The organism is Paenibacillus alkalitolerans (assembly GCF_016482785.1).
GTDB classification, from domain to species: domain Bacteria; phylum Bacillota; class Bacilli; order Paenibacillales; family YIM-B00363; genus Paenibacillus_AE; species Paenibacillus_AE alkalitolerans.
This window is the reverse complement of sequence record NZ_JAEMXM010000002.1, coordinates 523,705-542,793: the sequence shown is the minus strand read 5'-3', so window position 1 is coordinate 542,793 and position 19,089 is coordinate 523,705. Positions and strand designations below refer to the sequence as shown.

General features: G+C 52.3%; 24 protein-coding genes and 1 tRNA gene. All 25 read left to right on the top strand.

The annotated features are described in order from the left end of the window. Positions 1–110: 110 nt before the first annotated feature. A complete protein-coding gene (locus JET16_RS06530) occupies positions 111–1,373 on the top strand; it encodes a Glu/Leu/Phe/Val family dehydrogenase (RefSeq protein WP_407673090.1) in 1,263 nt (420 codons plus the stop codon). Between the two features lie 40 nt (positions 1,374–1,413). Beyond that, positions 1,414–2,115 carry a glutamic-type intramembrane protease PrsW gene (prsW, locus tag JET16_RS06525; RefSeq protein ID WP_199614981.1) on the top strand — a complete coding sequence of 234 codons (702 nt, stop codon included), beginning with the start codon at positions 1,414–1,416 and terminating at the stop codon, positions 2,113–2,115. Between the two features lie 54 nt (positions 2,116–2,169). Further along, a complete protein-coding gene (locus tag JET16_RS06520) occupies positions 2,170–2,325 on the top strand; it encodes a hypothetical protein (protein ID WP_199614980.1) in 156 nt (51 codons plus the stop codon). Positions 2,326–2,382: 57 nt separating this feature from the next. Continuing rightward, complete coding sequence (ypeB, locus tag JET16_RS06515; protein WP_199614979.1) at positions 2,383–3,756, top strand: germination protein YpeB; 1,374 nt, start codon at positions 2,383–2,385, stop codon at positions 3,754–3,756. Between the two features lie 141 nt (positions 3,757–3,897). After that, positions 3,898–4,545 (top strand): flagellar brake protein, encoded by a 648-nt coding sequence (locus JET16_RS06510; RefSeq protein ID WP_325176623.1) that lies wholly within the window; start codon positions 3,898–3,900, stop codon positions 4,543–4,545. Positions 4,546–4,672: 127 nt separating this feature from the next. Further along, on the top strand, positions 4,673–4,897 hold the full coding sequence (locus JET16_RS06505; protein ID WP_199614978.1) for a DUF5359 family protein: 225 nt from the start codon (positions 4,673–4,675) through the stop codon (positions 4,895–4,897). 88 nt (positions 4,898–4,985) lie between these two features. Then, positions 4,986–5,702 carry a (d)CMP kinase gene (gene cmk / locus JET16_RS06500; protein WP_199615039.1) on the top strand — a complete coding sequence of 239 codons (717 nt, stop codon included), beginning with the start codon at positions 4,986–4,988 and terminating at the stop codon, positions 5,700–5,702. Then, the gene (locus tag JET16_RS06495) at positions 5,702–6,280 is read left to right on the top strand and encodes a lysophospholipid acyltransferase family protein (protein ID WP_199614977.1); all 579 of its coding nucleotides are present in this window, start codon (positions 5,702–5,704) and stop codon (positions 6,278–6,280) included. The genes cmk and JET16_RS06495 overlap by 1 nt, the downstream gene beginning before the upstream one ends. A gap of 114 nt (positions 6,281–6,394) precedes the next feature. Beyond that, positions 6,395–7,642, top strand: coding sequence for a 30S ribosomal protein S1 (gene rpsA, locus JET16_RS06490; protein WP_199614976.1), 1,248 nt, complete (start codon positions 6,395–6,397; stop codon positions 7,640–7,642). Positions 7,643–7,725: 83 nt separating this feature from the next. Next, positions 7,726–8,793 carry a type 2 isopentenyl-diphosphate Delta-isomerase gene (gene fni, locus JET16_RS06485; RefSeq protein WP_199614975.1) on the top strand — a complete coding sequence of 356 codons (1,068 nt, stop codon included), beginning with the start codon at positions 7,726–7,728 and terminating at the stop codon, positions 8,791–8,793. Between the two features lie 65 nt (positions 8,794–8,858). Next, entirely contained in the window at positions 8,859–9,488 is a 630-nt protein-coding gene (locus JET16_RS06480) for a hypothetical protein (RefSeq protein ID WP_199614974.1), read from the top strand. 166 nt (positions 9,489–9,654) lie between these two features. Continuing rightward, the gene (gene der, locus JET16_RS06475) at positions 9,655–10,980 is read left to right on the top strand and encodes a ribosome biogenesis GTPase Der (protein WP_199614973.1); all 1,326 of its coding nucleotides are present in this window, start codon (positions 9,655–9,657) and stop codon (positions 10,978–10,980) included. A 58-nt stretch (positions 10,981–11,038) separates the two neighbouring features. Continuing rightward, positions 11,039–11,641, top strand: a complete 603-nt coding sequence (plsY, locus tag JET16_RS06470) for a glycerol-3-phosphate 1-O-acyltransferase PlsY (protein WP_199614972.1) — start codon at positions 11,039–11,041, stop codon at positions 11,639–11,641. 147 nt (positions 11,642–11,788) lie between these two features. After that, positions 11,789–12,835, top strand: a complete 1,047-nt coding sequence (locus JET16_RS06465) for an NAD(P)H-dependent glycerol-3-phosphate dehydrogenase (RefSeq protein WP_199614971.1) — start codon at positions 11,789–11,791, stop codon at positions 12,833–12,835. A gap of 69 nt (positions 12,836–12,904) precedes the next feature. Beyond that, the gene (locus JET16_RS06460; RefSeq protein WP_199614970.1) at positions 12,905–13,177 is read left to right on the top strand and encodes a stage VI sporulation protein F; all 273 of its coding nucleotides are present in this window, start codon (positions 12,905–12,907) and stop codon (positions 13,175–13,177) included. A gap of 146 nt (positions 13,178–13,323) precedes the next feature. Next, positions 13,324–13,503, top strand: a complete 180-nt coding sequence (locus JET16_RS06455; RefSeq protein ID WP_199614969.1) for a DUF2768 family protein — start codon at positions 13,324–13,326, stop codon at positions 13,501–13,503. 23 nt (positions 13,504–13,526) lie between these two features. Next, positions 13,527–13,820 carry a 2Fe-2S iron-sulfur cluster-binding protein gene (locus JET16_RS06450; protein WP_199614968.1) on the top strand — a complete coding sequence of 98 codons (294 nt, stop codon included), beginning with the start codon at positions 13,527–13,529 and terminating at the stop codon, positions 13,818–13,820. A 22-nt stretch (positions 13,821–13,842) separates the two neighbouring features. Continuing rightward, a complete protein-coding gene (locus JET16_RS06445) occupies positions 13,843–14,448 on the top strand; it encodes a nucleotidyltransferase family protein (protein WP_199614967.1) in 606 nt (201 codons plus the stop codon). A 1-nt stretch (position 14,449) separates the two neighbouring features. Beyond that, entirely contained in the window at positions 14,450–14,788 is a 339-nt protein-coding gene (locus JET16_RS06440; RefSeq protein WP_199614966.1) for a 2Fe-2S iron-sulfur cluster-binding protein, read from the top strand. Beyond that, positions 14,782–15,534, top strand: coding sequence for a DUF3939 domain-containing protein (locus tag JET16_RS06435; RefSeq protein WP_199614965.1), 753 nt, complete (start codon positions 14,782–14,784; stop codon positions 15,532–15,534). Before JET16_RS06440 ends, JET16_RS06435 begins: the two co-directional genes overlap by 7 nt. A gap of 315 nt (positions 15,535–15,849) precedes the next feature. Next, positions 15,850–17,328 carry a stage IV sporulation protein A gene (spoIVA, locus tag JET16_RS06430; RefSeq protein ID WP_199614964.1) on the top strand — a complete coding sequence of 493 codons (1,479 nt, stop codon included), beginning with the start codon at positions 15,850–15,852 and terminating at the stop codon, positions 17,326–17,328. Between the two features lie 279 nt (positions 17,329–17,607). Further along, entirely contained in the window at positions 17,608–17,880 is a 273-nt protein-coding gene (locus JET16_RS06425; RefSeq protein WP_199614963.1) for an HU family DNA-binding protein, read from the top strand. A 133-nt stretch (positions 17,881–18,013) separates the two neighbouring features. After that, positions 18,014–18,087, top strand: a tRNA-Pro gene (locus JET16_RS06420). Positions 18,088–18,149: 62 nt separating this feature from the next. Further along, positions 18,150–18,377, top strand: a complete 228-nt coding sequence (gene mtrB, locus JET16_RS06415) for a trp RNA-binding attenuation protein MtrB (protein WP_199614962.1) — start codon at positions 18,150–18,152, stop codon at positions 18,375–18,377. Between the two features lie 80 nt (positions 18,378–18,457). Next, a complete protein-coding gene (locus tag JET16_RS06410; protein WP_199614961.1) occupies positions 18,458–19,012 on the top strand; it encodes a hypothetical protein in 555 nt (184 codons plus the stop codon). Positions 19,013–19,089: the final 77 nt, after the last annotated feature.

The window sequence follows — 19,089 nt, the reverse complement described above, 5'->3', positions numbered from 1 at the left end:
GAAAGCATCTTACAACCCAACGGGTTTGGCAAGATGCTTTTTCTCGGTCTGGGAATTTTCTACCCTCCTAACGAACACCATAATACATATTGTAAAAGACAATTGACGAGGTGGTTGCCGTGTCCGCAACAGAAAACTTGAATGTGCTTAAGTCTACGCAAACCGTAATCGCAGAGGCGCTGCAAAAACTCGGATATTCCGAAGAAATGTACGAGCTGTTGAAAGAGCCGCTTCGCGTTCTGACGGTGCGCATACCTGTTCGGATGGACGACGGTAAGATCAAAGTGTTCACGGGGTACCGGGCGCAGCACAACGACGCTGTCGGACCGACAAAAGGCGGAGTGAGATTTCACCCCGAAGTGTCCGAAGACGAAGTGAAGGCGCTTTCGATATGGATGAGTTTGAAGTGCGGAATCGTGGATCTTCCCTATGGCGGCGGCAAAGGCGGAATCATCTGCGATCCCAGAGAAATGTCGTTTCGCGAGCTGGAGCGATTAAGCCGGGGTTATGTCCGCGCGGTGTCGCAAATTGTAGGACCGACGAAAGACATACCCGCCCCCGACGTCATGACGAACTCGCAAATTATGGCGTGGATGTTTGATGAATACAGCCAAATCCGCGAGTTCGACGCCCCAGGTTTCATCACCGGCAAGCCGTTGGTGTTGGGAGGCTCGCACGGACGCGAGACCGCAACCGCCAAAGGCGTCACCATAATGATCAATCAAGCGTTGAAGAAGAAAGGCATTGATGTAAAGGAAGCGAGAGTCATCGTACAAGGCTTCGGAAATGCGGGCAGCTTTTTGGCCAAATTCATGCACGAAGCCGGGGCGAAAGTAGTCGGCATTTCCGACGTGTACGGCGCGCTGTACGATCCCGAAGGCCTTGACATCGAATATTTGCTCGACAAGCGGGACTCCTTCGGCACGGTTACGAAGCTGTTTGAGAAGACGGCTATTCCAAACCAAGAATTGCTCGTTAAAGAATGCGATATTTTGGTTCCGGCCGCGATTGAAAACCAAATTACGTTGAACAACGCCCACGACATTAAAGCTTCGATCATAGTGGAAGCCGCGAACGGACCTACGACGCTCGAGGCGACAAAGATCGTAACGGAGAGAGGCATATTGCTCGTCCCGGATGTTCTGGCCAGCGCAGGCGGCGTCATCGTGTCGTATTTCGAGTGGGTCCAAAACAATCAAGGATATTACTGGACGGAACACGAAGTCCATGGCAAACTGGAAGAAATGATGATTAAAGGTTTCGAAAGCGTGTATAACCTGCATGCGTCGCGCGGAGTGGATATGCGCTTGGCCGCGTACATGGTGGGCGTCCGCAAGATGGCGGAAGCGGCCCGCTACCGCGGATGGGTGTAATAACTTATTTGTATTCCAATGATGAAGGGTGGAGAGCGGGATGGCCTTATTTTCAATCGTGGCGGCCGCTGCCGCACCGGGTTTGGCTCTGCTCTCCTATATTTACTTGAAGGATAAATACGAGTCTGAGCCGCTGCACCTGGTCGCAAAATTGTTCTTATTCGGACTTATTTCGGTGTTTCCGGCAATGCTGCTTCAAAGAGGGTTGTCGCTCTGGTTCGGCGAGGCGCCCATCTTGTTTTCCTTCGTTACCAGCGCCGTTGTCGAAGAGGGAGCGAAGTGGCTCATTGTGTTGGCCGCCGTATTCCGGCATTCGGAATTTGACGAACCGTACGACGGCATCGTTTACGCCACCGCCGCCTCATTGGGCTTTGCGACGATGGAAAATTTAATGTACGCGCTGGCGGAGCCGTATTCATTAAGCGCGCTTTTCATCCGGGCGCTGCTTCCCGTGTCGGGACACGCGCTTTTCGGCATCGTTATGGGGTATTATTTCGGCCGTGCGAAATTCCACCCTTTTTCGCGGGGGCGTTCTCTCGCATATTCCATTGTTTTTCCCGTGTTTTGGCACGGCTTGTTCGACTTTGTCGTCATTTCCGCGAAATCGTATTGGGTTTGGCTCATCGTTCCGCTTATGTCCGTGCTTTGGATTCGGGCATTGTCGAAAATGCGGCGCGCAAACCACCACTCCCCGCTTCGAATTATAAGGCGCGATGAAGAGTTTAAAATCGACGCACGCTGACAATACTGAGTTGGCAAAGTTTATTTTTGATGAAGCGGCAGGTGTATAATCATCATGGTGAACCGCGTCAAAGTATCCATTCGGTGCAAACGGTGCGGCGAGCGATTCGTCTTGCGGGGAAAGCGTGACAAGGGCAGAATCGATACGGGGTTTAAGCGGTGTTTGTGCGATAACGAATACGATTTTGAAGTCCATGAAGAAAATGTATAACGGAACTCCCTTCAACGAAAACTAGCGGTAAAGTTTCCGCGGAAGGGAGTTTATTCTATGTATCAACGTTTGAGCGCTGTATTGTTCCCGATCGTTACTTTGTTGCTCTTGGGCACCGTATTTTGGGGGTACCAAGAACACCAGGAAAAAAACAACATTTTGGTAAAAGCGGAAAACCAGTACCAAAGGGCGTTTCATGATTTGTCGTTTCACATGGATCAGCTTCACGAAGAATTGGGCAACACGTTGGCCGTAAGCTCCACTTCGAATTTCCACCGGAAAGGCTTAATCAATATGTGGCGGCTCACCTCCCAAGCGCAATCCGAAGTGAATCAGCTCCCGCTGTCGCTGATGCCGTTCCATGAGACGGAGCAATTGCTTGCGAATGTCGCGAGCTTCTCATACCGGACGGCCATGAGGGATTTGAAGAAACAACCGTTGTCGGATAAAGAGTTGAAATTGTTGAACGCCTTGTACAAACATTCCAAAGAGATAAAAAGCGATTTGCGCAAAGTTCAAGAAACGGTGTTGAACAAGTCGTTGCGTTGGATGGATGTCGAAACGGCGCTCGCATCCGGCGATGAAAACTTCGACAACGATATTATCGACGGATTTAAATTAATGAATAAACGCGTCGGAGAATACGGGGATATCGAATGGGGACCGACGGTTATGACGATGAACCGGAGGTTTTCCGCGAAATCGTTGACAGGTCCGATGGTTACGGCTGAGGATGTAAAGCGGAAAGCGGCGGAATTTTTGAACTTGAACGATACGGGAAATATGAAAGTAACCGAAAACGGCGCAAACACCGACTTTCCCACATACAGCGTCACTATCGCGAAGAATGGGAACGAAGGCGCAGTGCAATTGGATTATACGAAGAAGGGAGGCAAGCTCGTATATTACTTGGGCGAACGCCCGGTACAAAAAAAGAAACTATCCATCGATCAGGCATCGGGTATGGCGGAACGTTTTCTAAATGAACACGGTTATCCGGACATGCGGGCGATCGGGTATGACGAATACGAGAATGTTGCCAGCATCACGTTTGCAAAGGTGCGCGACGGAGTAACGATTTATACGGAAAAGCTGGCGGTTAACGTTGCATTGGATAACGGCGAAGTGACCGGCTTGTCGGCAGGAGACATGCTGCAAGCGGACGGCAACCGGAAAATCGGAAAGCCGGCGATGAAGGAAGGCCAAGCGCGGGCCATGTTGAACGGCAGCTTTAAAGTAACGGGCCAATCGCTGGCCATTATCCGCAACGACATGGACGAGGAAGTGCTCTGCTATGAATATCTCGGTACAATTAACGGAGGGGAATACCGTATTTACTTGAATGCAGAGACGGGCATCGAGGAAAAAATCGAACATCTCCGCGATGCCGATGCGGAAGTGAACAGGGCCGACGATCAGCCGGGAAAGTAACAAAGAATAAAATGCGCAGGCGGATAATTCCGCTTGCGCATTTTTTTGTCTTCCGCTCTGTTCGTCCCATTGTTATAATTAGGTTAATGATAATAGGACTTATGAATCAATTCTTTGAACGTTACGGAGGGGCGAAGGAACGTGAAGGTGAGCGATATATTGTATTTACAGGTTGCGTCCCTTGATGAAGAGGAATCGAAGAAGGAATATAAATCCCGAATAGCCGATATGGATAACGAACGGATAAGCATAGAAATACCTATTCAAGAAAAAACCGGAAAATACAAACGGCTTGAAACCGGAGATCAGCTGTCGGTGCACTTTGTTACGGAAGGCGGCGTAAAAAATTTTTTTGAAAGCGAAGTGCTCGGTTTTACGGAAGATGTCATCAAGTTGGCTATCATCCGAAAACCGGACCCGAATTCGATAACGCGCGTCCAGCGCCGAACGTTTCTTCGGGTTTCCGCCCGGTTGGAGCTCGCCGTCAAAATCGGAGAAAACTTGCAGTTTCTTGCGTACACGGAAGATGTCGGAGGAGGCGGAGTTTCGTTCCTTTGCGACGGCCACATCCCGTTGAAGGTAAACGATACGCTGCAATGTTGGCTGCTGATCCATTTCAGGAACAACGCGATCGAACATGCCCATTTCAAAGGTGAAATCGTCCGAGTGAAAGAACAAGAGGGTGGAAAGCAGTTGATTATGATAAGATTTGTCGATATCGCCGCCGCGGAACAACAAAAAATCATTCGCTACGCGTTCGAAAGACAGCTGGATTTTCGGAAAAAGTAAGCTAAGGTAAGGATGTTGTTTACCGGTATCATCATGTTGGGAACAATATTGCATGTGGGATACACGAAGCACTTGCGATTTTAGAACTCAGGATGTACCAGTTGACATTCAGCCGGCGGTGATGAAAGTGACTACGGAATCAAACAAGCAATCGGAAGAGGAAAAGTACTGCGTCCGTTACATTTCGTTCGCGAAACCGGTAGAACGTTTATTGGTCAGGCTTATCGTATTGTTCACCGTACTATTGTTGTTGGCGCAAAGTATATTGACGCACGAGGGAATTCGATACAGAATATCAAAGGTTGACAGGGCGGAAGGCGTGCCGGCGGCGGAATCCGCATCGAATCCGTGAATCTCGGCATGCGCGGCGCTTTGCACGACGTTCCCCGCTTGTGTTATACTGATTGAAGTTATTGCAGGCTCTGCCTGCTTTTTTGTTGATGAAAGGAAGTACCGCGTTGAATCACCTGAAAGCATCGAAGATCAATGTAGCCATCGACGGTCCCGCCGGTGCGGGGAAAAGCACCGTAGCGAGAATGGTGGCGGAGCGGCTGGGGTATGTATACGTCGACACGGGCGCCATGTACCGGGCCGTAACGCTAAAGGCGCTGCGCGAAGGGGTGCCGGACGATGAGCGGGAGCGGTTGACGGCGCTTGCGGAGAAGACGGACATTCGTCTCGTCGTCCATCCGGACGGTCAACGCGTAATGATGGATGGGGAAGACGTAACCGAGCAGATCCGTTCCGCCGAAGTGACGAGCCGGGTTTCGGCCGTGGCCGCGGTTCCGGCATTGCGTTCCGTGCTTGTCGCGCTGCAAAGAGCGATGGCTGAGGATAAGGGCGTCGTTATGGACGGCAGGGATATCGGCACGAATGTGCTTCCCCAAGCGGAGGTCAAAGTGTTTTTAACGGCCAGTGTGCGCGTTCGGGCAGAACGGCGTTGGAAGGAAATCAAGGGCAAGCAGCCGGGAGTCACATTGGAATCGTTAATGGATGCAATCGAGAAGCGGGACCGTTCCGATTCGGAGCGGGAAACGTCGCCGTTGCGGCGGGCCGACGATGCTGTGGAAATCGACACTTCGAATTTACATATTGATGAAGTGGTGGACCGCATACTGGCTTTATGCAGAACTTCTTTAGGGGGGCGTGCCCGCTAATGTTGTATACGATCGCCCAAATGATTCTGCGTGTGTTTTTCGGCATCATATACCGTTTTCAACCGATCGGAGTGGACCGTCTGCCTGCCGAAGGACCGGTTATTGTTTGCTGTAATCACCAGAACAATCTGGATCCGCCGATCGTCGGATGCCCGCTGCCGAGAATGATGCATTTCATGGCAAAGGCGGAGCTTTTCCGCGTACCGGTGCTCTCATCTATTATTCGTCAAGTAGGGGCGTTTCCCGTAAACCGGGGCGGAATGAGCAAAGAGTCGATCCGCACCGCGCTTCAACTGTTGAAAGAGGGCAGAGTCATCTGCATTTTTCCTGAGGGAACCCGGCAAACCGCGCTGGGCGCGGGGAAGAAAGGCGCGGCGAGCTTGGCGGTTCGAAGCGGCGCTTGGGTCGTACCCGCAGCTATTATAGGAAGCTATCGTTTGTTTCAACCGTTGAAGGTGGTATACGGGGAACCGTATAAAATAGCAACCGCCGAAGATTTGCCGGCATCCGCGCAGCTTGAGGTTGCAACGGAACGCATCATGGCCTCGATCCGCGAATTGATCGAGCGTCATTCTTAATCCCGATTTCCTAATACCGCTCCATACAATTGATTTCTAGCGTATGGAAATGGTATTTTGGATTTATACTACACTCATCAAACTGTTTTGTTGGAAACTGAGGAGGTTATTGTAATGTCGGAAGAAACGAAAGTGGAAGGCAACGGAGAGGAAGCGGTGAACGAAACCGCCAACAACGCTTCGACCGAAAACGCGGAAACGGTTGATATGGCCGGCGTGTCGACCGTGAAGAAGGGCGACCTCGTAACAGGGACCGTCGTGAAAGTGGAAAACAATCAAGCATTCGTTGATATCGGTTATAAATACGACGGGATCATTCCTTTGCGCGAAATCTCTTCCGTACCCCTTGAAAATATAGCTGATGCGGTCCAATTGGGTCAGGAAGTTACTTGCAAGGTGCTTAGCATCAATGATGAGAAAGAAGTGCTCACTCTTTCAAAGCGTCTTGTGGAAAGCGAGAAAGCTTGGGACAAAATGCAGGAATACTTCGATAAAGGCGAAGCTCTCGAAGCCAAGGTGGTTGACGTCGTCAAGGGCGGCCTGGTCGTTGACGTCGGCGTTCGCGGATTCATTCCGGCTTCCATGGTGGAGCGCCATTTCGTCGAGAACTTTGACGATTACAAAGGACGCGTGCTGAAATTGAAAGTGCGGGAAATCGATAAGGCGAACAATAAATTGATTCTTTCGCACAAAGACGTTCTTGAAGAACAATATCAAGCCGCGAAACAACAAGTTCTCGGCAGCCTGCAAGTAAATCAAGTGATCGAAGGCACGGTTCAACGGTTGACTCCGTTCGGCGCATTCGTTGACGTAGGCGGCGTCGACGGCCTCGTTCACGTGTCTGAAATATCCTGGCAGCATGTGGAGAAGCCTTCGGATGTCGTCAAAGAAGGCGACAAGGTTAAAGTCAAAGTACTGAAGGTCGATCCGGAGAACGAGCGTATCTCCTTGAGCATGAAAGCCGCGCAGCCCGGTCCTTGGGAGCAAGCCTCGGATCAATTTCATACCGGCGATATCGTCAAAGGAACGGTTAAGCGTCTTGTCGACTTCGGCGCGTTTGTCGAGGTGGCGCCGGGCGTGGAAGGTCTCGTTCATGTATCCCAAATCGCTCATCGCCGCATCGGTACGCCTCACGAGGTGTTGAAGGAAGGACAAGAGGTCGATGTGAAGGTGCTTGACGTGAACATCGGCGAGAAGCGTATCTCGCTCAGCATTAAAGAAACGGAAGAGGCACCGGAGCAGCCTGCGCGTCAAGAGCGCCAGCCGCGGACGCCGAAGCAGCAAGTGGAGCTGCCGGACAACCAAAGCTTGAGTTTGACCCTAGGTGAGCGTTTCGGAGACAAATTAAGCAAGTTTAAATAATCCATGCTTCGAATTATAAAGTCGGGGGTATAATACGGAGAGTTTGGAGTATTATACCCCCGACGCTCGGAGGAGGTCCGCCAATGTCGCGTTCATCGCGCAAGATGGATCACGTCCGCTACGCATTGTCCATCGGCCAAAGCGGGCGAAACGGATTGGACGACATCAGATTCGTTCATAATCCTCTTCCCGAAACGTCCTTGGAACAAATATCGCTTAATACTTCTATCGGCGATCTCGTTATGAGTTCGCCGATTCTTATTAATGCGATGACTGGAGGCGCCGGGGAGACCGAACAGATCAATTACGGACTGGCGGCCGCGGCCAAAGAGACCGGCGTCGCCATGGCAGTGGGCTCCCAGATGGCCGCCTTGAAAAATCCCGAAGCGGCGGCGAGTTTTGCCGTCGCGCGCAAGGCGAATCCGCACGGGGTTCTGTTTGCTAATTTAGGCAGCGAGGCTACGGCCGATGAAGCGAAACGGGCCGTTGATATGATTGAAGCGAACGCAATCCAAATTCATCTGAACGCCGTGCAAGAGCTGATCATGCCGGAGGGCGACAAATCGTTCACGGGAATGCTGAAGCGGATTGAATCGATTGCAGCAGGTGCCGGCGTGCCTGTCATTGTAAAGGAGGTCGGATTCGGCATGACCTCGGATGCGGCATGGCGCTTACTTTCCGCCGGTGCCGCCGCCGTCGATTGCGGCGGCTTCGGTGGAACGAATTTCGCCGCAATCGAGAACGCCCGCCGGGATGTTCCTTTATCATGTTTCGACGATTGGGGCAACACGACGGCGGTATCTCTGCTTGAGGTGCTGGTGGTGTCCCCTCCCGAGCGAACGATTGCATCCGGCGGTATCCGCACAGGCTTGGAAGCTGCTAAAGCGTTGGCTGCCGGTGCCGGCGCAGTGGGGATGGCCGGCTTCTTCTTGCGAGTACTGCGCGAGAACGGCGTGCAAGCTTTGATTCAAACGATAAACGATCTGCTGAACGAAATACGCCTTATCATGGCGGCTGCAGGGGCATCCCGGTTGTCCGAATTAAGGCGGGCGCCGCTTGTGATAAGCGGAGAAACGGCCCATTGGTGCTTCGCGCGCGGAATCGACATCCAAAAATATGCAAGGCGAAACGGAATTCATCCATTCGAGTAAAAGAAAGGCTCCCGACCGATAATACAATTAGAGTTATGTATTGATCGAATGATCGGAGGAGAGCCATGAACCCCGGTTATTTATCCTATATTGCAATTACGCTCACGGCGATACTGGTTTGGAGCGGTTGGAAGAGCGTCGTTACCGGCGGTTTTTCCGGCCGCGGGGCGTACCTGTTCTTATTGGGGTGGATTGCAGGTTCTTTACTCGGCTGGGAATCGTTTCGAGGTGCGGGAACGTTCGTCTATGCGCCGCTTTTGTCGTTGACCGCGTTCGTTTTGTCATCTTCAATGCAATGGAACGAACGGTTTTCCATCTTTTCGTTCGCGTTGCTGTTGGCCGCCGTGAACTCGTTGATCGAGCTCATCAACCATGTCGACCCGTTCGTTCTGGCAATACATCCCGCACTTCATCCGGTTTTCGTGACGGCCGCCCTTGCCGTCACTTACAGCCGAAACGGCAAAGTTCAATTGGCGCTCGTATCGCTTGCCCTCTTGATCAAAGACGCTTATATAGCGCTGTTGTATAGAGAATTCACACCTCCCGTATTCGGAGGCAGGGCGTTTCAGGACGAATGGTGGATGGCCGCGGCTTTGACGAGATCCTTTGCTTTATGCTGGGCTTTTTTCAGCGCTTATGTATTTTTTACGGTTCGAAAATGGATTTGGCAGTTGAAATTGAGAAGACGCTCATAGATATTGAAGCGGTCATTTCGGCCGAATCGCCAAGATGTTATTTATTTTGATATAATGATTTCGGTTAAGATGAACGATGACCGCATTAACCGTTAGCATATCTTGCTGCAAGGAGGCAACCGAAGGTTGTCCGCGAACCTAATTATTGTAAGCAAGGAGTGAACGTATGGCAAGACCGATCGTCGCCATCGTGGGCCGGCCTAACGTCGGCAAATCAACGCTATTCAATCGCATAATCGGTGAACGATTGGCGATTGTCGAAGACAAGCCCGGAGTTACGCGCGACCGCATTTACGGCACCGGCGAATGGAACGGGAAAGCTTTCAGCATTATCGACACCGGCGGAATCGAAGTGTTCGGCGAAGACGAACTGTTAAAGCAAGTGCGAGTACAAGCCGAGCTCGCGATGGAAGAAGCGGACGTCATATTGTTCGTCGCCGACGGAAAGGCCGGGATGACTCCGGCGGACGAAATTATTGCAACGCAGTTGTTCCGCTCGAACAAGCCCGTGGTTCTTGCCGTGAACAAGATGGATAACCCGGCTCGAATGGATGAAATATATGAATTTTACGCGCTCGGTTTCGGAAATCCGGTTTCCGTATCCGGTACCCACGGGATCGGAATCGGAGATTTGCTTGATGAGCTAGTCGAGCGTCTTCCGGATAAACAAGAAGATGATTATGGGGAGGACGTAATCCGAATCGCCCTGATCGGCCGGCCGAACGTAGGGAAATCATCGCTTGTCAATGCGATTCTCGGGGAAGAGCGCGTTATTGTAAGTGATATCGCTGGGACTACAAGGGACGCGATCGACACCCCGTTCGAACGGGACGGTCAAAAATATGTGCTCATCGATACGGCGGGCATCCGCAAACGGGGGAAAGTATACGAAGCTACGGAGAAATACAGCGTAATGCGGGCTATGCAAGCCATTGAGCGGGCGGACGTGGCGTTGATCGTGATCAACGGCGAGGAAGGAATTATCGAACAAGACAAGCATATCGCGGGATATGCTCATGAAGCGGGCAGAGCCGCCATCTTCGTCGTGAACAAGTGGGACATCGTGGACAAAGACGATAAGACGATGCAGCGTTTTACGGATACCATTCGGGATCATTTTCTATTCATGTCGTACGCTCCCGTGTTGTTCGTCTCGGCTCAAACGAAACAAAGGCTGCATAAGCTGCTTCCGCTTATCAACCAAGTGGCGGAACAGCATTCGATGCGGGTGCCGACTAACGTCTTGAACGATATCGTCGCGGATGCCGTCGCGGTCAATCCGCCGCCGACCGACCGCGGAAGGCGGCTGCGCGTAAATTATGTCACGCAAGTGGCGGTAAAGCCGCCGACACTTGTGATCTTCGTCAATGATCCGGAACTGATGCACTTCTCGTACGAGCGGTATTTGGAAAACCGCATTCGGACGGCGTTCCCGTTCGAGGGCACACCGTTAAAGCTGTTGACGCGCAGGAAGAACGACGGGGAAACGTAAGCTCCCCTCTATTTAATCAACGAAATAATACGATGATGCATGCATGGGAGAGTGTAACATGGAGTGGGCTCTGGCGGTCGTCTTGAGTTATTTGATCGGATCGGTCAGTTTCAGTTTTTTGTTCGGCAAAATTGGGAAGGGCATCGATATACGGAAGCACGGGAGCGGCAACGCGGGCGCGACAAACACTTTGAGAGTGCTGGGTCTCGGCCCCGCGCTGCTGGTGCTCGCTCTCGACATCGGCAAAGGCGTGCTTGCCGTCTGGATCGGCAAGTGGATCGATCCGGGCAATCTTTGGCTGGCCATCACCGCCGGATTTGCTGTCATCGTCGGTCATAATTGGCCGGTATTTTTCGCGTTTCGAGGAGGCAAAGGCATTGCGACGACGATCGGCGTCGTAGCCACTCTTTGCTTCGTACCCGGAGTGATCGCCGGCTCTATCGGCATTCTGTCCATCGTGTTCACGCGTTATGTTTCGCTCGGCTCTCTATTGTTTACTGGTCTGCTGCCGATCGCTTTGTGGCTTATGCAATGGGAAACGGAGTTAATTATTGCGAGTCTTGCAATAGCTGTCCTTGCATTCTATAGGCATCGGGGAAATATAGTGAAGCTGGTGAAAGGAAAAGAGAACAAGATAGCTTTCCGGCGTTCGGAAGGGTAAAGGAGCCAATCTAAAGATTGGCGCGTAGTTTACAATCACGAGCAAGGAGCCAATCGAAAGATTGGCGCGTAGTGTACAATCACGTGCAAGGAGCCAATCGAAAGATTGGCGCGTAGTGTACAATCACGAGCAAGGAGGGAAGCGGACTTGACAGTTACTAAAGCATCCGTATTTGTGGCCGGAAGCTGGGGCACCGCTCTCGCGGCCGTGTTGGCGGATAACGGGATCGATGTGCTGATCTGGTCGCGTAATGAAACGCAAGTGCGGGAAATCAACGAGAATCGCACGAATGAACGATCTCTTCCCGGAGAGCGGCTTCCTGCGAACATTACGGCAACTTCGGACTTGGAGCGGGCGGTTTCTCATGGAGAAGCGCTCGTCTTTGTTGCGCCGTCTTCGGCAATGCGTCAAGTCGTTCGCTCCGTTAAGGATTTCGTAAAGCCCGGCCAACTGATCGTTCATGCGACGAAAGGTTTCGAGACGGAGACGCTGAAACGGATGTCCGCCGTGATCGCCGACGAATTGACGCAGATTGACCCGCAGCGTATCGTTGTACTGTCGGGCCCAAGCCATGCGGAAGAAGTCATTCGCCGCATGCCGACGACGGTCGTCGTCGCCTCGGAACATAAAGAAAGCGCCGAAGCAGCGCAAGATTTATTTATCAATACTTACTTACGAGTGTATACGAACCCTGACGTTCTTGGCGTCGAAATCGGCGGGGCATTGAAGAACATTATCGCGTTAGGCGCGGGCATGTCCGACGGTCTCGGCTTCGGCGACAACGCGAAAGCGGCTTTGCTGACGCGGGGGCTTGCCGAAATCGCCCGCCTTGGAACAGCCATGGGCGCAAACCCGCTGACATTCGCCGGACTGGCCGGAGTCGGCGATCTGATCGTGACCGGAACGAGCAAGCTAAGCCGGAATTGGCGCGCGGGATCTAAGCTGGCGGGAGGCATGCCGCTCGAAGAGGTGCTGCAGTCGATAGGCATGGTCGTCGAAGGTGTGAAGACGACGAAAGCGGCATGTTTGTTGGCGAAGGCTCACGGAATCGAAATGCCGATCGCCTCTTCATTGTACGCCGTGCTGTTTGAGGGTAAACATCCGCGAGACGCCGTCGAGGATTTAATGGGCCGCGGACGCACGCATGAAATCGAAGAGATTGCACGGATCGCCGCGCCCAAGTGGAATGTGTGACCGGACCGCCTACACAATCCGCCCGTCCTTCTCATAGGATAGGGTAGAAAAATGTGGAGGAGGTAGCACATGGCAAACATCGGGAAAGACGTCCTGAATACGGTGAAAAAGAAAACCGGAAAAAGCATCAGCGAAAGGGATATACAAAAATTGGCCAGCGGAGTGAAGCGGTCAACCGTACAAAGCGAAGCCGAGCTGAGGAAGCTGATTAAGCAAGTTTCGAGCATGGCGGGCGTGCCGGTCTCGGAGTCAACGGTAAACGACATAATCGGCGCGGTGAAGAAATCCGGGATGAACCCCAACAATATGCAGCAAATGATGAAAATGATGATGAAAAAATAATAGATATCCCGCTCAAATTGGTCGACGCGGATGTTCCCCTGAATAACGGACGGGTGCCATCCGCGTTTGTGCCTGCAAGACGAGTGTATGATATAATCTATATACAAATTTGCCTTTTGTTTGCAGGGGTTAGGAGTACATACGGCATGAGTTCATTGGACAAAATGTGGGCTTCTTTCGTCGCGATCGGCCTCATGGCCGTCGCTTCGCTGCTTATTTCGTTCGCCCGTGCGAAAACACGGGGCGTTCTGCGTTTCGTGTTGTCGTTCATAGCTTTCTTATTATTTATTCCCATACTTATTTATGCGCTGGTCTCCATGAGCTAGTGAACGCGGAGGAGCTTGCAGAGATGCTGGAGTTGAAAGGCCGTACGGTACGCAAGGCGGTGGACGCGGCAATCGGGCAATCATTGCTCGACATCGCGATTGCGAACAATATTGACATGGGGTTTTCCTGCACGCGCGGCACGTGCGCCCGCTGCAGATGCTTTATTGAACAGGGAGCGGATTTGCTGTCGGAGCCGACGGATGCGGAGTTCGACAGGCTCGGGGAAGACGAAATTTCCGAAGGTTACCGTCTCGGCTGCCAAGCGAGAATCATTGCCCAGGGTGCCGTCCGCGCGGTAAACAAAACATATTTCTAACGGTAAGGAGACGATGCTTAACGTGAACGTTCCTCAACCGCTGAAACAAGCATTAACGTCTCTTGCCGAACGTCTTTCCGGCTGCGCGGAGCCGTGGCTGGTCGGAGGCAGCAGCGGGCTTCTTTTGCAAGGGGTGGCGCTTTCCGCCGTGCCCCGCGATCTTGACGTTTACACGGACGAGCCGGCTTTGTCCGTTCATTCATTGCTTGCTCCGCTGGCGCTGGACAATCCGGAATACAGCCGGACCGACAAATACAGCTCGACATTATCGCATTATTTGCTATGCGGTGTTACGCTTGAGTTGGTGGCCGGTTTTCAAGTCGATGTGGCGGAAGCGTCTTACCGCGTTCGAATTCGTGAACAGATGGAGGCGCACGCTCCGGAAATTACAATGGAAGGCCGTACGTTGCGGCTCATGCCGCTTGCACACGAGCTGCTGTTTAATTTGCTCCGCGATCGGTCCGACCGCTACGTGTCGATCGCCGACCGCATGCGTACCGCCTTGCCGGATCACCTCCCGGCGGTGAAAGCGCTCCTTCGCGGAAACCGTTTCGGCCGTGTTTGGCGGGAGCGGATCGCGGCATTGCTCGGCGTATCGCTTACAGAACTAAACGGAGGGGCGGAATGAAATGGCTGATGTGACGTTTCGTCCCCATAACCGCACCATTAAGGTGCGTCCGGGTACGACTGTATTAAGCGCGGCAAGAAAAGCCGGAGTTTTCATCCGCTCCCGCTGCGGCGGAACGGCCGCTTGTTTGATGTGCAAAGTTACGGCCGAACCGAACTCGCGGATCATGACGATGCAGCCGAAGGAAAGGCTGAAGCTCGGCCCGTTGGCGGAAGAAGGAGTGCGTCTTGCCTGTCAAGCCGTATTGCAAGGAGATTCGGTCATCCATGTTCCGGAAGATCCCCTCAAAGCTGCTATAAGGCGCCGGTTGGAGCAACAGGAGGAGGATACGTTATGGTGACGTTATTGCGCCGGTTCGGACGGCAAATATTGTTGCTTTTCATGATTCCAATGCTGTTAAGCGGTTGCATGTATCAAACGGAGCTTGAACGGCAGACCGCCAATCCGGCCGTCGTTCGCGAGGAAATCGGCCGAGTTCAAGGCGCTGTTGATGAATACGTGAAGAACCGGAAGCTGCCGCCCATTAAAAACAGCGATGAAAGTACCCCTATTTATGAAAAATATATAATCGACCTTCGGAAGCTCGTGGAGTCGAAGTATTTGAGCGGCATTCCTAAGAACGCGTTCGAGAGCGGCGGAAATTATTATTATGTCTTGGTGGATGTCGAAACGGAGCCCAAAGTAAAGCTGATGGATCTCGTTGCGTTTCAAACCGCGGCCGATCTTGAACGGACGGTAGCGGAATATGCCCGGGCAAATGGCGGTAAGCTGCCCTTGGGGGCTAGGCTCTCGGACGGCTTTCACGCCGTCGATTTTAAAGCGCTCGATATGGATGCGATTCAAGTCCGGAGCATGTACTCGAACAATTACTTGCCGTTCGTGCTGCAGGAGTCGGGGCGCATAGCGATCGATTACGGAATGGAAGTGATGGGCGCCCTCCAGAAGCAGGGAATCGACTCTCCCGATCCGAAGATGGATTTGCGCGAGGTGCTTGTTTCCGGCTCCCACTTCGTACCGGTGCGTTCGTTTCCTTATGTGTGGAGAGACGGACAGCCGGTGGTGACCGGCGATCCGGTAAAACAATAACGGTATGGGTAAAGCCGAAGGCTGATAAAGCCGCCGGCTTTTTTTATGTAAAGGACGGCTGATTCAATTTTCAACGGGACACTCTGCATATTCCTTGCATCTCCATCATACATCTTAATTTGAGTGCGTTTAAATCTTCTTGGAGGCAATAAAAGCGAGATTAGCGGTAAAAAGAAGTCATATCGGCTGTCACGGTACATATATTGTTACTAGTCCAAATGAATGTACGAGTTCCGTCGTCTCACAGGCCCAGCCAAGAGCGGCGTACGGCGACATCCTCATGACGAAAACTACTTTGTATGGGAGGAGATCTCATTGGAAAAAGTCGATATCTTCAAGGACATCGCGGAGCGCACGGGCGGCGACATATATCTAGGGGTCGTGGGCGCGGTCCGTACAGGCAAATCGACCTTCATTAAGCGGTTTATGGAAGCGGTCGTCCTGCCGAACATCCCCAACGAATCCGAGCGTGCCCGAGCGATCGACGAGCTGCCGCAAAGCGCGGCAGGCAAAACCATTATGACGACGGAGCCGAAGTTCGTTCCGAATCAAGCCGTTCGTGTCCGGGTAGCGGAAGGTTTGGAAGTGAACGTTCGCATGGTCGACTGCGTCGGGTATGCCGTAGAAGGCGCGAAAGGTTATGAAGACGAGAACGGACCGCGCATGATTTCCACTCCGTGGTTCGAAGATCCGATTCCGTTCCAGGAAGCGGCCGAAATCGGCACGCGCAAAGTGATCCAAGAGCATTCCACGCTCGGCGTCGTCGTCACGACTGACGGGAGCATCTCCGATATTGCGCGCAACTCGTACGTGGATGCGGAGGAACGCGTTGTTAACGAACTGAAGGAAGTCGGCAAGCCGTTCATCATGATCATCAACTCGACTAAGCCGCGCAGTCCGGAAACGTTGGCTTTGCGAAGCGAGCTTGCGGAAAAATACGATATCCCGGTAATGTCGCTTAGCGTCGCTACGATGACGGAAGACGAAATTTACGCCTGCTTGCGCGAAGTGCTCTATGAGTTCCCGGTGCACGAAGTGAACGTAAACTTGCCGAGCTGGGTCATGGTGCTCGACGAGCGTCATTGGCTGCGTTCCAGCTTTGAGAAGTCGGTTCGGGAAACGGTACAGGACATTCGCCGCCTGCGCGACGTCGACCGTGTCGTCGGCCAGTTCAGCGAGTACGACTTTATCGACAGGGCCGGGTTGTCCGGTATGAATATGGGTCAAGGGGTCGCCGAGATCGACTTGTATGCGCCGGATGAGTTATATGACAAGATTCTCATGGAAATCGTCGGCACCGAAATTCGGGGGAAAGATCACCTGCTCCAAATGATGGTCGAATTTACGCACGCCAAGCGCGAGTATGACCGCTTCTCGGACGCGCTGGAGATGGTGAAATCGACCGGCTACGGTATCGCTGCTCCCTCCCTCGAGGAGATGGCGCTCGACGAGCCGGAGCTCATTCGTCAAGGGTCCCGTTTCGGTGTGCGTTTGAAAGCGACGGCGCCGTCGATTCATATGATTCGCGTAGACGTGGAGAGCGAATTCGCACCGATTATCGGCACGGAGAAGCAAAGTGAAGAATTGGTTCGCTATCTGATGCAAGATTTCGAAGAAAATCCTGTGAAGATTTGGGAATCCGATATTTTCGGCCGCTCACTCCATTCCATCGTTCGCGAAGGCATACAAGGGAAGATTGCCATGATGCCGGACAATGCCCGCTACAAGCTTCAGGAGACGCTGGCGCGCATTATCAACGAAGGCTCCGGCGGTCTCATCGCAATTATTTTGTAACAAGGCAATCATCATAAAAAAATGCAGCCCCTTCTAATGTTCGAAGAGGGCTGCATTTTGGTTTGCGGCAAGTTTCAGGATAAACACGCTTAAATCGCGACCTTCGGCTACAAACACTTGCAAAGCCCATCAAAGATGTATTACTATAGGTTTGTCGTATTTATCCGAGGGAAATTTCGGAAAACGTGAACGTTTTCAAAAGAATGAATGTATATTCTCGCAAGAAAACGTAAACACAAGGAGTAATACGATTTTTTCTTCATCAGGGAGGTGAGAGGAATGAACAAATCCGAGCTTATTGCGAAAGTCGCCGAATCGACTGAGCTGTCCAAGAAGGACGTAACGTCCGTTGTGGAAGCAGTGTTCGACACGATTGCGGACGCATTGCAGAACGGCGATAAAGTGCAATTGGTTGGCTTCGGCAACTTTGAAGTTCGCGAGCGCACCGCACGCAAAGGACGGAACCCGCAAACCGGGGAGGAAATCGACATCCCTGCAAGCAAAGTTCCTGCATTCAAACCGGGCAAAGCGCTTAAAGAAGGAATTAAGTAAGCCTTTATACATAGGGTTGAGGAGAGGCCGTGGACGAGGAGATTACCCGTTCGCGGCCCCTTTCGTAATGAAGTGAATCTTTACAATCTCCTTGAACGGTTCTATAATGGTCTTTGTCACACATTTTGATCATCGGGGTATGGCGCAGCCCGGTAGCGCGCACCCTTGGGGTGGGTGAGGTCGCAGGTTCGAATCCTGTTACTCCGATATCTTGACAGAGACATCGTCAATGCCGATGTCTCTTTCTTTGTACGCAGGGAGGTAAACCAATGGACGCTAGCGGGAACGGAAACGATTATTTTGTTATAAAGGCGAAAGAAAACGGCGTGCACGTCATCGGTCTGACGCGTGGCGCCGACACCAAATTCCATCATACGGAAAAGTTGGACAAAGGAGAAGTGATGATCGCCCAATTCACCGACCACACATCCGCAGTGAAAATCAGAGGGAAAGCGGTCATCATGACGAAATTCGGCACGATCGATACGGAATCCTAAAGTCCGTCTCCGGAGCAGGCATAGCCTGCTTTTTTATTTTGTACAATGTATGTATACAGCCTTCAGCGGAGGTGGCTCTTATGCCGGCGCCGATTGTAAGAATTTGCGTCGCTTTGCTTTTATCGACGGGAATCGCCTTAACCATTTCATGGGTTGCGGATTTGGACCCGAACGTAACGAAGCCGGGCGGCGAGCCCATGGTTGTGTTTCGCAACGCGGAAACGCGGACGATCACGGAAGAGACGATTGTGGACGAATTGATCGCTTTGCGTCTTCACGCGGATATTCGCAGGGTAAACATCGGCAACAGATGGCTTGAGGTCGATTTGGAAATCGACCCGGGCGGCCGCGAGGCGAAGGCCGTAACTTCCGACATCGCGGCTCTTGCAAAGCTTGGACTCGCCGAAGCGGACAATATTGCCCGCGTGTTCGTCAGAGTGCTTGAGAAGGATGGGGAAGAGGAAGACGCGTCCAACAAGACGCTCCTGTTGGCGCTTACCGCAGGCAAATCGGATTTTACGGAAGAGGAGCTTGCCGATCTTCGGGAAGGGGAACGCAATGCGGAGGAGTGGTTCGGCAGCAAGCTTAAGCTTAGAACGACTGAGCGCTGGAGGAGCTTGAACGGTACACAATAGAACGCCCGACCGTGCGCGCTTGCGGCCGATATGATATAATAGCGAAAATTGACGGAAAAAATGAGCTGTTTGAACTA

Excerpts from the sequence above, each read along its gene's own strand:
- JET16_RS06460 (WP_199614970.1), top strand. The coding sequence starts at position 12,905 with ATGGCAAACATCGGGAAAGACGTCCTGAATACGGTGAAAAAGAAAACC.
- JET16_RS06455 (WP_199614969.1), top strand. The coding sequence starts at position 13,324 with ATGAGTTCATTGGACAAAATGTGGGCTTCTTTCGTCGCGATCGGCCTC.
- JET16_RS06450 (WP_199614968.1), top strand. The coding sequence starts at position 13,527 with ATGCTGGAGTTGAAAGGCCGTACGGTACGCAAGGCGGTGGACGCGGCA.
- JET16_RS06520 (WP_199614980.1), top strand. The coding sequence starts at position 2,170 with ATGGTGAACCGCGTCAAAGTATCCATTCGGTGCAAACGGTGCGGCGAG.
- plsY (WP_199614972.1), top strand. The coding sequence starts at position 11,039 with ATGGAGTGGGCTCTGGCGGTCGTCTTGAGTTATTTGATCGGATCGGTC.
- fni (WP_199614975.1), top strand. The coding sequence starts at position 7,726 with ATGTCGCGTTCATCGCGCAAGATGGATCACGTCCGCTACGCATTGTCC.
- JET16_RS06495 (WP_199614977.1), top strand. The coding sequence starts at position 5,702 with ATGTTGTATACGATCGCCCAAATGATTCTGCGTGTGTTTTTCGGCATC.
- ypeB (WP_199614979.1), top strand. The coding sequence starts at position 2,383 with ATGTATCAACGTTTGAGCGCTGTATTGTTCCCGATCGTTACTTTGTTG.
- JET16_RS06440 (WP_199614966.1), top strand. The coding sequence starts at position 14,450 with ATGGCTGATGTGACGTTTCGTCCCCATAACCGCACCATTAAGGTGCGT.
- prsW (WP_199614981.1), top strand. The coding sequence starts at position 1,414 with ATGGCCTTATTTTCAATCGTGGCGGCCGCTGCCGCACCGGGTTTGGCT.
- JET16_RS06410 (WP_199614961.1), top strand. The coding sequence starts at position 18,458 with ATGCCGGCGCCGATTGTAAGAATTTGCGTCGCTTTGCTTTTATCGACG.
- mtrB (WP_199614962.1), top strand. The coding sequence starts at position 18,150 with ATGGACGCTAGCGGGAACGGAAACGATTATTTTGTTATAAAGGCGAAA.
- cmk (WP_199615039.1), top strand. The coding sequence starts at position 4,986 with ATGAAAGGAAGTACCGCGTTGAATCACCTGAAAGCATCGAAGATCAAT.
- JET16_RS06480 (WP_199614974.1), top strand. The coding sequence starts at position 8,859 with ATGAACCCCGGTTATTTATCCTATATTGCAATTACGCTCACGGCGATA.
- JET16_RS06425 (WP_199614963.1), top strand. The coding sequence starts at position 17,608 with ATGAACAAATCCGAGCTTATTGCGAAAGTCGCCGAATCGACTGAGCTG.
- JET16_RS06435 (WP_199614965.1), top strand. The coding sequence starts at position 14,782 with ATGGTGACGTTATTGCGCCGGTTCGGACGGCAAATATTGTTGCTTTTC.
- der (WP_199614973.1), top strand. The coding sequence starts at position 9,655 with ATGGCAAGACCGATCGTCGCCATCGTGGGCCGGCCTAACGTCGGCAAA.
- rpsA (WP_199614976.1), top strand. The coding sequence starts at position 6,395 with ATGTCGGAAGAAACGAAAGTGGAAGGCAACGGAGAGGAAGCGGTGAAC.